Annotated in this window: 16 protein-coding genes; all 16 read right to left on the reverse strand. The window is 43.0% G+C overall.

All coding sequences use genetic code 11. From position 1 onward, the window contains the following. Positions 1–95 precede the first annotated feature (95 nt). The 16 genes from ABZR88_RS08905 to ABZR88_RS08980 are packed head-to-tail and all read right to left on the reverse strand — an operon-like array spanning position 96 to position 16629. Positions 96–518 carry a hypothetical protein gene (locus ABZR88_RS08905; RefSeq protein ID WP_107828633.1) on the reverse strand — a complete coding sequence of 141 codons (423 nt, stop codon included), beginning with the start codon at positions 516–518 and terminating at the stop codon, positions 96–98. A 26-nt stretch (positions 519–544) separates the two neighbouring features. Beyond that, entirely contained in the window at positions 545–1606 is a 1062-nt protein-coding gene (locus ABZR88_RS08910; protein WP_170113604.1) for a glycosyltransferase, read from the reverse strand. Positions 1607–1635: 29 nt separating this feature from the next. Then, entirely contained in the window at positions 1636–2544 is a 909-nt protein-coding gene (locus ABZR88_RS08915) for a hypothetical protein (protein ID WP_107828635.1), read from the reverse strand. Next, entirely contained in the window at positions 2541–3275 is a 735-nt protein-coding gene (locus tag ABZR88_RS08920; RefSeq protein ID WP_107828636.1) for a hypothetical protein, read from the reverse strand. The genes ABZR88_RS08915 and ABZR88_RS08920 overlap by 4 nt, the downstream gene beginning before the upstream one ends. Further along, complete coding sequence (gene asnB / locus ABZR88_RS08925) at positions 3272–5137, reverse strand: asparagine synthase (glutamine-hydrolyzing) (protein WP_107828637.1); 1866 nt, start codon at positions 5135–5137, stop codon at positions 3272–3274. Before asnB ends, ABZR88_RS08920 begins: the two co-directional genes overlap by 4 nt. A gap of 13 nt (positions 5138–5150) precedes the next feature. Then, entirely contained in the window at positions 5151–6209 is a 1059-nt protein-coding gene (locus ABZR88_RS08930) for a glycosyltransferase (protein ID WP_107828638.1), read from the reverse strand. A gap of 2 nt (positions 6210–6211) precedes the next feature. After that, positions 6212–7456 (reverse strand): O-antigen ligase, encoded by a 1245-nt coding sequence (locus tag ABZR88_RS08935; protein ID WP_107828639.1) that lies wholly within the window; start codon positions 7454–7456, stop codon positions 6212–6214. A 17-nt stretch (positions 7457–7473) separates the two neighbouring features. Beyond that, the gene (locus ABZR88_RS08940) at positions 7474–8070 is read right to left on the reverse strand and encodes a sugar transferase (protein WP_107828640.1); all 597 of its coding nucleotides are present in this window, start codon (positions 8068–8070) and stop codon (positions 7474–7476) included. A gap of 1 nt (position 8071) precedes the next feature. Beyond that, on the reverse strand, positions 8072–9343 hold the full coding sequence (locus ABZR88_RS08945; RefSeq protein ID WP_107828990.1) for a DegT/DnrJ/EryC1/StrS aminotransferase family protein: 1272 nt from the start codon (positions 9341–9343) through the stop codon (positions 8072–8074). 12 nt (positions 9344–9355) lie between these two features. After that, a complete protein-coding gene (locus ABZR88_RS08950; protein ID WP_107828641.1) occupies positions 9356–10132 on the reverse strand; it encodes a DUF2334 domain-containing protein in 777 nt (258 codons plus the stop codon). Positions 10133–10179: 47 nt separating this feature from the next. Continuing rightward, positions 10180–11250 carry a glycosyltransferase family 4 protein gene (locus ABZR88_RS08955; protein WP_170113605.1) on the reverse strand — a complete coding sequence of 357 codons (1071 nt, stop codon included), beginning with the start codon at positions 11248–11250 and terminating at the stop codon, positions 10180–10182. 59 nt (positions 11251–11309) lie between these two features. Further along, the gene (locus tag ABZR88_RS08960; protein ID WP_107828643.1) at positions 11310–12167 is read right to left on the reverse strand and encodes a glycosyltransferase; all 858 of its coding nucleotides are present in this window, start codon (positions 12165–12167) and stop codon (positions 11310–11312) included. Between the two features lie 6 nt (positions 12168–12173). After that, the gene (locus tag ABZR88_RS08965; protein WP_107828644.1) at positions 12174–13343 is read right to left on the reverse strand and encodes a DegT/DnrJ/EryC1/StrS aminotransferase family protein; all 1170 of its coding nucleotides are present in this window, start codon (positions 13341–13343) and stop codon (positions 12174–12176) included. Next, the gene (locus ABZR88_RS08970; RefSeq protein WP_107828645.1) at positions 13340–14779 is read right to left on the reverse strand and encodes a lipopolysaccharide biosynthesis protein; all 1440 of its coding nucleotides are present in this window, start codon (positions 14777–14779) and stop codon (positions 13340–13342) included. The genes ABZR88_RS08965 and ABZR88_RS08970 overlap by 4 nt, the downstream gene beginning before the upstream one ends. Before the next feature lie 6 nt (positions 14780–14785). Next, on the reverse strand, positions 14786–16078 hold the full coding sequence (locus ABZR88_RS08975; protein ID WP_107828646.1) for a nucleotide sugar dehydrogenase: 1293 nt from the start codon (positions 16076–16078) through the stop codon (positions 14786–14788). Beyond that, positions 16075–16629 (reverse strand): UpxY family transcription antiterminator, encoded by a 555-nt coding sequence (locus ABZR88_RS08980; protein ID WP_107828647.1) that lies wholly within the window; start codon positions 16627–16629, stop codon positions 16075–16077. Before ABZR88_RS08980 ends, ABZR88_RS08975 begins: the two co-directional genes overlap by 4 nt. Positions 16630–16631 lie beyond the last annotated feature (2 nt).

The following is a 16631-nucleotide window of genomic DNA, read 5'->3' on the forward strand; positions in this document are numbered from 1 at the left end:
TGTTAAAGGAGCGTAAAACAGAAAGCGGAGAGATGCCTTCTGTTTGGCTTTAGGAGCAGTATTTGTTGTTTCTCTGTATAGGGAGCAGACAAATACTACTTAACTGTATAAGTGTATTTACGACCGTTGGTTAAAGGGTTAGTATTATCAGAAGTAGAGAAATACAGTGCATTACCCCAGTGGCTGTACTGGCCCAAACCGTAAGAGCGGATATCTGCATGGACAGAGTGGGCAGGGCCTAGTTCTACACCGTTTTCAAATAAGTGCAATGTAGATTGGGTAGGTGCGGTAGGGGTATCGCCTGCTACTGGAAAATCATAGCTCAATTTGTAGCAGAAGCCGCTATCAACCTTGATGCCGATAAGATCAAGTGGCTGCGGGCCGCTTGGAATGGTTGTGGTGGTGGTTGATGAGTCTGGTTGCAGATTTGCTTTTTTACAATTGGTGCAAAAACTGATCACAAAAAGCGCTAATACCGCAACGGGTATAGACAGCTTGGTTTGAATTAAAGTTTTCATAGGTGTAAAAGTTTATAATGTAAAATCTAGTTACTGGTTGAGATGGATACATCATCAAGATTGCTGAGTATAGAATTGATAAAGCTTGATGGCGACCGGTTTTTCAGGTACCTAACTCTAGGGTGCCTTTTGTTGTGGTAGCCACGACTCAAAGCAATTCTTAATTGCGAGGCCAGGCTACTTACACTGTTTGTTTTTGCTTTTAATATGCCGGGGATGTTTTCTATCCCGCCGGCGCAGGTGGTAGATACCACACAGTTGTTTAGGGTCATCATTTGCAGCAGTACGTTCGGGAAGCCTTCTTTAATGGAGGATACCACACATACGCTGGCGTGCTTGAAATAAGCCAGCACATTTGATGACCAGCCTTTTAAAATAACTTTTTGTTCAAGACCGTAAGACGAGATAAGTTTCTTCAACGACTTGTTTTCAGGGCCCTGTCCAAAAATCAGCAGTTTTACGTTGGGGTGATCCTTAGCTACAAAGTTGAAGGCGCTGATGAGCACCCCGAAACCCTTCTCTGGGATGAGCCGACCCGCGGCGCATATATATTGGGTGTCTTTAAGATCGGTATCGTCAATTTGTGTTTCGCCATGCTGTTTAACCTGTTCTATATCAATAGGGTTATCCAGCACTACCACACGTTTTGGTTTAATAAAGTATGCGTTTCTAAGAAAAACCGAACGCATCTCCTGAGTTTGGCATACCACCATATCTACAGCGGGGTAGCCAACTCTATAGAATACTTTAAAAAGCATTTTTTTCAGGCCATGATATCGGCTAAATACATTGGTGCACTCTCTTGCTACAACGTGGGCTTTTACCAGGCCAATTCTTTTTAAAAAACCTATATAGGCGTTTAATACGGGGTGAGTAGTTATTATCACCTCCTTTGAAGTGCGTTTTAACAGGAAAGGCAGCTTCAGGAAACCACGTAAAAGGCTTGTTTTTGATATCACTTTAGTGGGGTGCCCCTTAGGAATATCAAGCCCCCCTTTGGCCGCGCTCTTTAAAAAGAAGATGGGAGAGGCACTGGCCAATGCTGCCATTAACAAAACGCTTTCGGCACCGTTGGCTTGGTCTGTCATTGAAATAAATAGCATATTGGGAGACGCCTTCATGATCTTTGGGTTTGAAGTTTCTTTGCCAGTTTTTTAAAAGGATTCAATAAGCTGAAAACAGAGCGTTTGCCATCAATAATCATCAGGTCGCCTGTAAAATTGATGGTGTGTAAACCGCGTGGGTAATGCAGTTCTGGAGTAACTTCAATTACTGTTTCAAAGCGGAAACATTTTTCGTCCAGATCAACAACTTCGCTTATTACAACAGAGCCACCGTAATTTTTTTCTGGGTTTTGACTGGGCCGATACAGTTGTTCGCCTACCACAAAAAGACAACCGGCTGCCCTGCCAATATATTTATGAACTGAGATAGGATTCTTTGCGTGGGCGGTAAATGGCGCATCTAAGCTATCGGCATAATAAATATATAATTGATTGTTATGGCCAGCTTTGCTGGTAAATAACCAGTATTTGTTCTTATAAAAAAGTAATGAGCTATCAACAAATGCAGCGCCTTCAATAAGTACGCGCTCTTTTATAAAGTTCTCGCTGTTTGTATTGTCAATGCGATAAAGTGCAACTTCATTGGCATCGGCGGTTTCAGGGACGCAGTAGGTAACACCTGCATGGTTAAAAAGGCATGGAAACGATAAATGGATCTTTCCGTTTGGCAACCCCTTAACCAGTCTTTTTTTTGCCAGGCTAAATCCGTCTGTCACCATGATCTTGCCTTTGCCGGTCCAGAAACTTAGCTCCTCATAATAGAGGCACAGTTTGTTGTTTATTACCGTTGCAAAGGGATCTGCGGCGTAGTCTGCTTTGGTTTCTTTTAGCCAGTGTACGGTGCCAATAATTCTTCCGGCTTCAATAAAGCTTTTAGCCGATTGATGCACGTACCCGATATTCCATTTGTCAATAACAAACAGTTTGCGAATGAAACGACTAAGAGAACTAAAGAAACTCATCTCTTAAATAAGTTTTTTAAAAAGAGGCCTGCTGCTGCCAGTAACGGGCAATAATCTGTTTCTGCCAGCAACATGCCGCCAAAACTGTCTTTAAATTGATTGATCCGTATCAGGGCTTCATCTTTGGTGTCTGGCGCGTAACCGCCCAGATCATATATTCGGAAGCCCTGGTTTTGAAAATGAAGTATGTCTTTCAAATGGAGCAACCTGTTTGCGCGGCCAATAGTAGCTTTGGTTTGCGAGTCATGCTCTTTGCGAAAGAGCGATGCCGAATGCAGTAACCTAACCCGTTGTATGGCCCGGTCAACCAGGTATGCATGCATAACCAGGTTATTGGAGTTGTGCCGGGCATAAGTAATAACCAGATTGTCTTTATACCTGGTTAAGCTGGCCCGGCTAATGGTTTCTAAGTTTTTTGTTTTAGCAAACTCATTATATACTTCAATAAAGTCATCTACATGGCCATCAGTAAAGGCTTCAACACCATCTTTGGTGGCCCGCCTTATCTCATATAAAGTATTACGGTCAAAGCCGGCCTCTATCGTTTCTGGTGATTGCTGCAGATTGATGGTTTTGGTAAAGAAAGGTTTTCTGAGATAGCCTAACACAAACTGTGTGCTGGGGCTTTGTTTATAAAAACTGTTCAGAAAGTTCCATTTACCAGGTGCGGCTGCAAACCAGATAACTTTTATCGGCGCTATCTTTAACGCCTTTGTTTCTATCGCAATCATACTGTTAATGATGGCCTGATTATAGGAGGCGCTGGGTTAACTGATAATTTGAGGCGTTGATTTTGTTGCCATTGCTTAAAAACCAACAGTTTCCATATATGAAGCGAGCGATTGTGCTTGCCCGACAGATGTTCCTGAATCATAGTCAATGCTGCCTGAACGTTAACACCGGGAATGTTTTTTAGAGATGAAGCAGACAGTTCATCCAAAACATATTCTTTTAATTCGTTTCTAAACCAGTGTCTTATCGGTATCGAAAATCCGCGTTTGGGTCTGTCGAAGTAATGCGCTGGTACCAGATCATACAGTACATCTTTTAAGATCCGCTTTTGATTGTTGGCTTTAAATTTGAAATCAACCGGTAGCTGCTGGGCAAAGTTGACGATGCGGTAGTCCATCAGTGGGGCGCGGGCTTCTATGGCAAATGCCATGGTTGCTCGGTCAACCTTTGTATTGATATCGCCGTTTAGATATGTTTTAATATCAAACACCGACATCTTTTGCAAAAAGCTCATGTCTTTTTTAGACCACACATCCATAAACGGAACAGCCAGGCCTGCTTCCGGGTTATCCAGCCATTCGTAATTTAATCCGCCTAGCATCAGCGCATAAAGAGCGCCGGTATCGGTGGTGCGCAGACCTTGTGCAATGCGTTGAATTTTATCGTTAGGAGCTAAACTCAATAGCGATGAAAACCACTTTCTAACCGGAAGCGGACATTTAAACAGGTTATCTGCATGATTTAACCATCTGTACCGGGTGTAGCCCATAAAACTTTCATCGCCGCCATCGCCGCTCAGGGCAACGGTTACCATGCTTTTAGTGTATTTGCTTAGTAGTAAAGAGGGGATGGCACTGGGATCGGCAAAAGGCTCATCGTAGTATTTTCCGAAATCCTGTATCAGCGATAATCCTTCAGATACATCGCAAACAACGGTGTGGTGATCTGTCTTTAAGTACTTAGCTACATCGGCAGCATAGCTGCTTTCATCAAAATTTTTATCAGTAAACTGTACGCTAAAAGTTTTGGGTTTAGAAATATGTCGGGCGGCCAAAGCCGCTATGAGCGACGAATCGATACCGCCCGACAAAAACACACCTAGACTGACATCTGCCCCCAAACGGATTTTTACGGCATCGTCGAGTAACGAACTCAGGTTATTTTTAGCGTCCTGATAATTTCCCTGGAAATGGCTGCCGTTCTCGGTCGTCATTTCCCAATATTTTTTTATAGTTAGATGGTCTTTATCAATATGGTACCGGAAGGAGCAACCTGCCGGTATTTTTTTTATTTCATTCCATGCAGAAGCAGGCTCTGGCACGTATCCCCAAATAAAGTAGCGGTTAAGTGCCTCAGTATCTGTGGTTAGGTTTTTATTTCTTGCTAGTGCAGCTGGCTGGCTTGAAAACTCAAACCCGCCGGCAGCGTGCATGTAATAGAAAGGTTTTTTTCCCAGGCGATCTCTCGCACCGAAAAATGAATTTGTTTTGCTATCATAAATAACAAAGGCAAACATGCCATTAAAGTATTCTACACATCTGTCGCCATAGGCCAGGTATGCTGCAGTAATTACTTCTGTATCAGAGTCTGTAGAAAAACTATAGCCAATTTTAATCAGGTTTTCTTTTAAAGCCAGATAGTTATAAACCTCGCCGTTAAATACTATGGTAAGATGCTGGTAGGTAAACGGTTGGTTAGACCGTTTATCCAGATCTACTATAGCCAGGCGGTTGTGGCCTACGGTAACGGGACCCACCCGGCGGAAATCTGAATAATCAGGACCGCGAAAGCGCATTAAGTTTAGTTTGGCAGTTATATCCTGATCAGAATAAACGCCGGTTGTCCCGTAGATGCCGCACATATTAAATAGATGTTTAGTTTAACAACTGCTCAAACATTTGTCCGACGTGCTGGAGAGAGAATCGGTCCAGCACGTCGGCCTTGATGGCTTCATGATCCCATGAACGATTGCAGGCCTGAATAATGCAATCTCTTAAACCTTCTATATCATCTTGCTTAACAATGTAGCCGTTAAAGCCAGGCTTAATGGCTACGTCGGCTCCGTTTACTTCAAATGCTACCACCGGTGTGCCAACCGCAAGTGCTTCCAGAATTACGTTAGGAAATCCCTCGGTAAATGATGTCATTACCAGTAGTTTATGTTGTACCAGCAGATCTGGCACGTTTAAAACCTTTCGTAAAAAAGTTACTCTTGTTGTTAACTCGTGTTCTGATACGTATTGAATTAACGGAACCATTAAGGGACCCTCACCAGCAATGTTGAGCCTGTAATTGGAGGGTAATAGCCTCATCACATCTAAAAGCCTGAACAAACCTTTTTCAGCGCTGAGGCGCCCCACCGCCACAATATGCTGGGTGGCCATTATTTTGTTTTGATCTCTTGGATGATGATCGGGGATGCTTACCGGGTTGGGTATTACAGTTAGCTTCTCGTCAGGCAAATTATAAAGTGCTGCTGTAACAGCCCGCATTTGCTGAGTTTGGCAAATAATCTTATCAAATCGTCGTAATAACAGGTGGTTAAACCGGTTATAAAACCGGGCCTTAGCACTATTAAAGTTCGCCATTTGCGAGGGGTTGTTTGAAACCCTGGCTATTAACCTTGGAACCCTGACAAAAAATGTTGCTATTGCTGTAAGAACATTAATATGGTCTGTTGTTGAAAAAACAGCAAAGGGTTTGGCCTTACGCAAAACACCAATAAGCTTGAATAATGATTTAGAGGCTTTTACAGTTTTTAGATCTATAAAGTTTATGCCAGGTACATCTAAAGAAAAGCACCGGTCATTGCCATCCAGAAAAACAACGCTTACCTCGTAGTTTTCTTGAGCAAAATATTGAGACATTAGCCAATAAACCCGCTCTGAGCCACCTGCACCCAGAGAGCCGACAATGAAAAAAACCTTCTTCATTATTAAACTGCAAATTCAGTTAATGTATAGGTTGGTTTGGTTTGTTGCTGTGGTTGCTTGTGCTCAACTAATTTGTGTTCCCGTAGCAAATGCAGCAAACAGAAGAAGAAGAAAACAGATGGCCCGTCTGCATTTAGCAGCCATCCGTTGTGTGAAAGCGCGTTGAGCGATAATGCCAGAAATGCTCCTAATGTAGCAATCAGTAACGGCTCATGCTCTGCAGGTCTTCTTATTAGCCTTACACCGGCTGATGCTAATGGTAAGTACAACATCAGTAACATGCCTGTTCCAACTATTGGTCCCAGGTAAGTAATAAACATCAGGTAGGCATTATGCGATGAAAGACCGGCCGGAAATCTTGGGTTTTTATAAACCACATCTTCCCATTTTTTATTATAAAATATTAGTCCGAAAGGATAATCGCCAATGATCTTTAGATTTTCGGCAGAGAGATCTTCACGGTTAAAGTCATTTGCCTCTTTGGCCCGGTTTTTTGAAAGTATGTTGTCTTTGCCGCCTAAATTATTATCGGCAGCATAATTAGATACTGCAATAGTAAATGCAACGGTAGCTATAATAAGCAGCAAGCCTTTAAAACGAAACGCTGCCAAAATATATATACCTGAGATAGCCGAGAAACAAACAAAGGCCGATCTGTTCATGCCTAAATAAAGGCAAACCAAACACACCAAGAAACCAATTATCTGCACAAATAGATGCCGGCGATAAGCAAGCACTGTTAAAAACAGAAAGGTTGTAAAGGATACCACCTGGTAACCAAAGGTAAATTGCGTGGTTGCTATACCGGCCGGGCTTTGTTTTACCTGCTCGCCCAGTAACTTACTTCTAAGCTGATCTGCCGCGGTTGGGCTATAATGATCAAATACCATAACAACCATTGAGGCAAACAGCAACGTGGCAAAAATGGCCAGTGTTGCATGAAGACGGGTTTTGCTGCTGCCTATAAAGTAATTGAAGTACAGAAAACATGCACCAATTACCATGGATGTAGCAAAAAATCCAGGAAAGTCATTCATGCCAACAACATTGTAAAGAAATACGGCTGCAATGCAAAGTATCAGCTCTTTGCTGTACTCAAATCCTTTTGCTGATGGATGCTTGAACAGCAGCAGTGGAAATACGGTAATAACAGCAGGTATCCTGAAAGCGTCTGGCATAAATATGCTGAATGCCAGGGTGTACAGATACGCGGTCATTAATACCAGCAACAATGCTTTCTTATACATCTTAGTAAATATTATTGCTAACTGATTACGCAGCGTTTCAAGGTCTGTACAATTACTGCAAGGTCTTTTGTAAAACTGCGCTGATTGATATAGGCCAGGCTCTGTTTAATTTTGAGTGGCATGATCTCCTTGATGTAGGTAGTCTCCGGATCTGGTGTGGCATTCAATAATTCATTTTCGTTAAAGTGATTTATTGATGCACAATCTGTAATGCCTGGTTTTACGCTAAGGACTTTTGATTCTTCTGCCGAGTATAGGTTTACGTATTTTTCAACTTCAGGGCGTGGGCCAACAAGGCTCATATCGCCTTTTAGTACATTAAGTAGTTGAGGTAGCTCATCAATTTTATACTTGCGCAGCCAATAACCAACTGCAGTGATTCTGCTATCGTGTTCGCCAACGGTAAGCTGGCCTGATTTTTCTGAATCAGTGCGCATCGTTCTAAACTTGTAAAGCAGGAACAAACGCTTGTTTTGACCCACACGCACTTGTTTAAAGAATACGCCACCAGGCGAGTCAATTGCAATTAAAATTGCAATAACTGGCAACACCGGCAGTAACACGATTAAGCAGCATAATGCAGCTGCAAAATCAAAAGTCCTTTTTAACAACATATTATCGGGCGTTAACTAAAACAGGGACAGGTCTTCTTCTGGTAGCTTTTGGCCTGTTAGGATAGAACTGATGATCAATTGCATCAACAACCGCTTTAATAATAAAGTCGGTATACTTGTCTGTCAGCTGCGGATAGATTGGCAGTGAGATCTCGGTTGAATATTCCAGATAAGACATCGGGAAGTTGTTGATGTTGTATCCGAGGCACTTAAAATAAGTTAACAGCGGTAGCGGTATAAAGTGAACATTAACCGATACGCCGTGCTTGGTTATATCGTCAATAATTAAATCGCGTTGCTGCTCTGTAACGTTCTTTATCCGCAGCGGAAAATAATGGTATGAAGATTCGCGATCGAAATCAAAAAGCGGAGGCGCAATAAACCAATCTTTAGTGCTAAACGCGCGCATATATTTAAGCGCGATTGCTTTGCGCAACGGCAACAGCTTTTCTGAGTATTGTTTAATTTGCGCCAGGCCAATAGCGGCGCAGATATCGGGCATGTTTATCTTCAGTCCTTGAAATAAAATGTCATATCTCCAGCCTTGTCCCTGGTATTTGGCAAAAGCATCTTTGCTTTGGCCGTTAAGTGTATACATTTTCAGGTACCGGCGTTCTTCTTCTATAATAAAGCGGTCCGGCAGGTTGAGACAGATACAGCCGCCTTCTGCGGTAGTAATATTTTTTACGGCGTGGAACGAGTAGATAGCTACATCGCTCTTTAAAGCCGCTGGTTGTCCGTCTATGGTTGCGCCAAGTGAGTGAGCGGCATCTGCTATCAGCAGGATACGACCGAGTATACGCTGTTTATCAGATTCTGGCGTAAATTGTTTAATGATGGCCGGATCGCGTATAATGTTATTTAACATATCATAGTTGCATGGCCAGCCGGCTATATCAACCGCCAAAATAGCTTTGGTTTTTGGGGTGATGGCTTTGATAATGGCATTGGGCGAAATACAGAAGTCTTCTTCAATATCAACCATTACCGGGGTGGCGCCGCAATGCAGTACGCTCAATGCGGTGGCGCAATAGGTGTATGCAGGCACAATTACCTCATCGCCGGGTTTAATACCAAACCATTTTAGCATTAAAATTGCGCCAGATGTCCATGAGTTTACACATATTGCCGCTTTTGAAGCCGTAAAGTTTTGCATCTCGTTTTCTAATGCGGCAACTTTTGGCCCGGTGGTAATCCATTTGGATTGCAAGGTATCTACAACCTCGTCAATTACCGCCTTATCTATATGGGGGGGAGCAAATGAGATTTTCATTTTTTTAAACAATTAGGGTTTATGATAAACTGGAACATAGATTTTAGCGCCTTGCCAAATTGATTTTATGAACTCGTAAAAGCACCTTTTATAGATCAGGTATTTTTCGGTAAGCATTTGCTCAAACCTATAAGGGTGGTAGCGCAATTTGTTTAGTGGAGTAAACGCTGTATGATGATTTTCAATAAAGTGCTTTAGCTGCGTGAACGCCTCGTCTGAACATGTTTCCGGGTGGTAATTAAAGGTCCAGACGCCTTTCTCTCTTGTTTCTGCCTCATTCAGCTGATTGGGCAGCCAGCCAAATCCCATGCGTTTGTAAGGAAAGGGTAGCAGCCCATCGCTAATGATTCTTATCCTGGTAACTCTTTTAAGTGCCTGCAGTGTGCTATGATCAAGCGAGTGCGCCGGCGCTACAAAGATTTTTACGTTTATACCTTCCTTATCAAACATGCTGGCCGAAGCAGCCAGTTTCTGGCTTTGAATGCTTAGTGGCAGCCCGGCAAACTCAGACCGTTTATTGAACTTAAACATTCCAGAGTCTTTGCTCACATAAACATGGTCAAGTCCGTGCATGCCCATGATGTATCCTAGTGACTGTAGTCTTCTTAATAATCCCCAGTAATCTGAATTGTAAGGCCCGCAGCAGATTAACTTGGGATCTCTATTGGCCGGTATGGCGGCAATAATTGGTTTAATACCGTACTGATCAAACAAATCAAAGAAACGGTTCCATTTTTCAAGGTTGCTGTAATGACATAAGTCGTCAAGCCTGATGATGTATTGAGCCATGCTTAATGTAATAAGGTATTAGGTTGATTTAATTGATAAGCCGCTGCTTAATTCTGGAAGATAGTTTGCTCCCAGAGGCTGGTTATGTGGCCGGGGCTATTTGTATAGTTTATTTGAGTTGCATTAAACTGCAGCTCTTCTTTTAATGACTTGTTTGTTAAAATGTCATTCATACCGTTGGCCAATGCATCAAGTTTGTTTTGGGGAACAAGCAGGCCGTTTTGCCCATTCTTTATAATTTCGCGCGGACCGTAATCGCAATCAACAGCTACACATGCACAACCGAAACTCATAGCCTCAATCAGTGCGTTTGGATAACCTTCGTTTCTTGATGGCAGGACAAATACTTCTGCCTGAGCGTAGTAGTCTTGGATGTTGCTTTTGGCGCCGGTGAAAAATACGCGTCCATATAAACCTAAACTGTTGCATTGCGCTTCAAGATCTTCTCTTTCTTCTCCATCGCCAACAATCAGCAGGTCAACGTCAGGGTTATGCAAAAGGGCAAAAGCGTCTATTAAAATGTCGAAGCCTTTTACTCTAACCAGGCGACCGACGCCCAGTACAAACTTTCGAGGGTGGACCGGTGTGGTGGTTGCTGTGGGAAACTGCGTTACCGCATTGGGTATTTGCTGCAAATTATCAAGCTTTCTGAACTGAGTGATGTTTGATAGACATTGGCCAACGTTGGCTGCACTAACTACCACTGCGTTTGCTTTTCTGTAGAGATAGGCCAGCAGGCTTTTTTTCCAACCTGCACAGCTGCCTACAGACCGTTGCGGCGACGTGCGTTCTGAAACGATGTACGGCGTATTGGTAATAAAACAGATTACCCCGGTCCATAAATTGGCTGACGTAATGAATGATATTACTTTGTATGGTTTTTCCATGATTATCAGCCGCATAAGTTTGTAAAAGGTTAGCCAGGCATAATAAAGCCTTGTGGACCGGCCTTCATAACGTTGTTTGATGAGGTAATGAACATCAACCCGTTCATCAATGGGGTAGGCTGGTAGGGTATCATTTAGAGAAATGAGTACTATTTTGTAATGCCGCACCAGGTGATTGGCCAGGTTAATCATTACGCGTTCTGCACCGCCATTGCCTAAAGTTGGGATCATAAAAAATAAACAGCGCCTGGTGGCAGGTTCGTGGTATCTGATCATTGTTCATCCTCCTCTTAGGCTAGATATTTGATGGTTTGAAAGGCTTTTTTAAAGTCTTTGTTCATGATTTCAAAAAGCAGATACCGCCGCAGGTATAATAGCATTAGCTTTTTCTTATAGGCTTCAGGGTAAGTAAACAGCCTGATAATAAGGTTGAAGTCGCTAATCATCATTTTCAGGCGCACTTTATCATCTATCATGCTCCATATCCCACCGGGGTGGTTGCGGTAACAACTCATTACCTCAGGCATTACATAGATTGACAGACCAGTATTGCGAGTAGCCCAGAGCTTAAAGAATTTATCGCCGGCGAAACAGCTGAGATACCAGGGCTCTGAGAAAATTTTATTTACGGCCGGGGTATTTCGGTACAAGATAGTGGCTGTTTTGGTTTCAACTTGTTTGCCAATCAGCAAATCAAGAAAACTGTATTTCAACGGCTTGGGGTCGGGCTCTACGTGTATGGTGTTGCCCTTAACATCAATAACCCGGGTATAATGGCAGCAAATAACATAGTTTGGGTTTCTTTTCAGAAAATCAACCTGCTTTTGCAGCTTGTCTGGATCGCTCCAGTAATCATCACCTTCGCACTTCGCTATATAGCTGCCTTTTGCTGCGCCTATACAGCGAATCATGTTTTTATGACTGCCGGTGTTGGTTGCTGATGTTAAAAGCCTAATCTTCCCAGGGTGTTGCTCTATATAAGTATTGATAATCTCGCGGTTGTTATCAGTAGAGCAATCATCGCTAATTATAATTTCAAATAGGAAGTTGGTTTTCTGCATCAAAAAACCTTCAATAGCCTGTCTAATAAAATTTTCATGGTTGTAAGTAATGCAGCAAACGCTTACTACTATAGGTTTAGGATCCATGATAAATCAATTTCTAACAGCTTTTTGATTTAGTTTTGATTTGATATGTGGAACTATTTCGCGGTTAAACGAATTTGTTGACGCTGCTTTAAGCTTACCAAACCGTTGTGTGCGTAGCAGTACTCTGCAAATCAAATCAAGCTCGGCAGTGGTAAGTGTATGGTAGAGTGGCAGGCAAAGTATCCGCGAAGCGATGGAATCACAAATTGGCATCGGTACCTGTTCTACATAAGGCAGCGATGACAAAGACGGGTAGAAGTATCTCCTGCTGTAAATTTGCTCTAACTCAAGTGCCGCTTTACATTCAAGCATTAATTCTTCGGACGGAAAAATTACCGGGAAGTAAGCATAATTGTAATCGTCAGGATTTTCTATGTGTTGAAACTCAACATTGAAGCCTTTAAGGCGCAGTTTATATTGTTGATAGAGGTATTTGCGTCTTTGCAAAATCTTGTCTACGTACTTTAAATTACAAAGCCCCATAGCGGCATGGAACTCGCTGTTTTTTGCGTTAATGCCTTGTTCTGAAAAGGTATCTATACCCGAATAACCAAAACTGCGCATTAGCGCCATTTTTCTCAGCACATCGGGGTTCCTGGTAAATACCGCGCCGCCTTCAATGCTATGGTATAGTTTGGTAGAGTGGAAGCTTACGGTGCTAACATCGCCATATTCAAAAATGGAATGTCCTTTGTATCTAACGCCAAAGGCATGTGCCGCGTCAAAAATTACTTTAAGCTTGTGTTTGTTTGCAATGGCTTGTATTGCGTAGATATTGCAGGGATTGCCAAACACATGTGTAGCCAAAATAGCAGTGGTGCGCGGTGTTATGGCCGCTTCAATCTTTTCTGGATCGATGTTGAGCGTATTGGGGTCAATATCAACAAAAACCGGTTTGCAGCTTTGCCAGGTAATAGCGCTGGTGGTAGCCACAAATGAGAATGGCGTGGTAATGATTTCTCCCTCCAAATCCAAAGCTTTAATGGCTATCTGTAACGCGATGGTGCCATTAGACACGTACAGAAGATACTTTAAATCAAGGTATTCTTTCAACTTAAGTTCCAGCGAGTTTACAAGCGGCCCGTTGTTAGTGAGCCATTGTCGCTGCCAAATACCCTTTACATAATCTCTAAAGTCTTTCTCGGCAGGGAGAAAGGGTTTGGTTACAGGTATCATTTCTTTAAAATTAAGTGAGTAAAATCAGTTAGAGCGGCAGATTTACTGAAGAAATTGATGCCGCCATATAAAGCCACAAACAATATGGTGGTTAGGCTTATCTGGATAAAAGAGTTGTCAATATGGTAGAAAAGCTGTGTAGTAATGAAGTGACATAACAGTCCGCAAAAGGCGGTGGTCATCATAATTGGTAATACATCGCCTATCTGTTCTTTAACCGGGTAAGCTATCAGTCGGCCGGTGTAAAAGGAGTTAATGTAATAACCAATAAAGTTAAAAAGCAGTTGAAAATATAGCAGGCCGTATATGCCCCAGTTGATACTGATGATGATGCCGGTAATGCTGATAACCTTTTTTATCGTCTCTATTTTTAAATACAGAGCGGTTTCGCCAGTTACCTTTAATACGTTGAGGTTGTAGGAGTGGAGCGGATACATTACCCCGCTAATACAAAGCAGCCTGAAATAAGGTACCGCCGCTATCCATTTATCTGTAAGCAATAAGTGAAACAGTGGGGTGGCAATCAGCGCCAGCAAAATCAGCGCAGGCGCGTTCCAGAACATTACCTGTTGCATCAGCTTTTTGTAAATCTGTTTTAGCTGAACTACATCCTCAGACACCTTGGCCAACAACGGATAGGTTGCTTTATTAATAGCTGCCGATATATTGCTGATGGGTAGCTGACTGATAGAGTCTGCCCGGCTATAGAGGCCGAGCTGGCCTGCCGAGAAAAATTTACCGATAATGATGAGATACAGATTTTGATAAGCAGTATCTATCAATCCGGAAGCAGTGATCTTATAGCCAAAATTAAAATGCTTTTTGAACGACTCTTTATCAAAAACCAGCAACGGGCGCCATGTTGAACAGATCCAGTGTAAGGCAGTTGAAGAGAAAGAGTTGGCAAGATACATAGCAGCAATACTCCAAACGCCAAAACCTTCGCGGGCCATCCAGATACCAACTATTCCGCCAATGATGGATGCCGGTATCTGGATGTTTGTTTGCTTTTTAAACTTCATCTCTTTAACAAGCAACGCGCTTTGGATGCCAAAAAAAGCGTTAGAGATGAAGATCAAACCGTAAACCCGGGCCAGCGGCACCAGGATGGGTTGATGATAAAAGCGGGCAATTAGCGGTGCAGCCAAAAAGAAACCGAGATACAAAACAACACTGCCGATAAGGTTAAAATAAAATACAGTAGATAGTTCTCTGTCGGTTGCGTGGTTGGTGCGGATGAGTGATGATGTTAGTCCGCTATCCATCAGGCTGTTACCTATTGCCACAAAAATGGAAAGCATGGCGATCAGGCCGAATTGAGCAGGATCGAGCAGCCTTGAGATGTAGATAGTGATGCAAAAGCTCACAATCTTAAGGCTAACTTGCTGCCAGAGCGACCATAAGATGCTGCTCACAGCGGTTTTCCGTAAGTCCATTGGTTTTTAGAGTCTGGCGTCAACTACGTCGCTTGGTAGAAATGCTTTCAGGTCATAAAGCACAGTGTTTGGCTGGCACAAATTTTTGAGGTCGTATTTTTTAAACTCCTCATGCGCAACGGCTAATACAATGCCGTCATAAGTCCTTTTTTTAGATTCGCCGTTTTCGCAAACAATGCCGTAAGCGTTAAGTACCTGGTCTGAACTGGCCCAGGGGTCATGAACGTGAACCTTAACTTTAAATTCTTCCAGCTTTTTGATAATATCTATCACCCTGGTGTTGCGCACATCGGGGCAATTCTCTTTAAAAGTAAAGCCGAGTATCAATACCCTGGCGTTGGTGATGGTGGTGCCGCGGCAAACCATTTCTTTAATTAACTGGTTGGCCACATAAGCGCCCATAGAATCATTAATGCGACGGCCGGCCAGGATGATTTCGGGGTGATAGCCAACTTCTTGTGCCTTTTGAGCCAGGTAGTATGGGTCAACACCGATGCAGTGGCCGCCAACCAGACCCGGCTGGAAGTTTAAGAAGTTCCATTTGGTGCCTGCGGCTTTCAAAACCTCATGGGTATCAATGCCCAGTCTATTAAAGATCATTGCCAGCTCGTTTACAAAAGCGATGTTGATATCGCGCTGTGTGTTTTCAATAACCTTGGCTGCTTCGGCTACCCTGATGCTGGACGCTTTGTAGGTGCCGGCTGTTATAATTGATGAGTAAAGATCGTCTATAATGTCGGCGGCTTCAGGGGTGGAGCCGGATGTTATTTTTCTGATGTGGGTAACCGTATGCGCTTTATCGCCCGGGTTGATGCGTTCTGGCGAGTAGCCGGCAAAGAAGTCTTTGTTCATGCTCAGGCCAGATGCTTTTTCCAGGATAGGTACACATTCATCTTCAGTTACGCCAGGGTAAACGGTTGATTCATAGACAACAATATCTTTTGGTTTTAGATATTGGCCTACAATATTGCTGGCATTAACCAGCGGGCTAAGATCTGGGCGGTTATTCTTATCGACAGGTGTAGGGACGGTTACGATATAGATGTCGCAGGGTGCCAGGTTATCTGGGTCGCTGGTTAGCTGAAGGCCTGTAGCAGAGTCTGCAGGGTTGATAACCGACAGAAGCTCTTCTTTTGCAGTCTCTAAAGTTTCATCTTCTCCTGATTGGAGGTGTACTATCCGGTTGCGGTTAATGTCAAACCCCACAACCTTATATTTTTTGGCAAATTCTACTGCCAACGGCAAACCAACATAACCAAGACCAATGATGCCAATCTTGTGTTTTCTTAAGTTTTTCATAGTGCTGTGTGATTTTTTAAGTCGATGTTGTAAATAGGAACTTTGGTTACCAAGACGCAGTCTATGCTGTCTACCAGCATCAGGACGTATTTTCCGTCTATTCTGATTACGGTGCCGGATGTATCTTCCATCACGCCACTTTTAATTCTTATTTGGTCGCCAATGCTGAAATTGGCAAGGTTTACCATTTCGGCATCTTTGTAATTTTCGAGGTATAATTTTAGGTCTTCAATAACACGGTCGCGTACAACAGCGGGCCGACCCATATAGTTGATGTAGTTAAGCACACCTGCAATATTTAGCACTTTGCCTTGCTGGGCCTGGTTAACTCTCACAAACAAATAGCTGCTAAATACCGGAAGCTCCACTTTCTTTTTGCGGTCGGCCCACTGGCTGTAAACGGTTCTGAGCGGGCAGTAACACTCGATGCCTTGCTGGCACATTACCTCATAAATACTTTTCTCCCATCTGGCTCTGGTATAAATTACCAGCCATCTTTTTTCGATTGGAGAAACAAAACGGGTTTTGGCGGTTGCAGTTCGAGTTTCCATAT

The sequence above is a fragment of the Mucilaginibacter yixingensis genome (assembly GCF_041080815.1).
In the GTDB taxonomy this organism is placed as follows: domain Bacteria; phylum Bacteroidota; class Bacteroidia; order Sphingobacteriales; family Sphingobacteriaceae; genus Mucilaginibacter; species Mucilaginibacter yixingensis.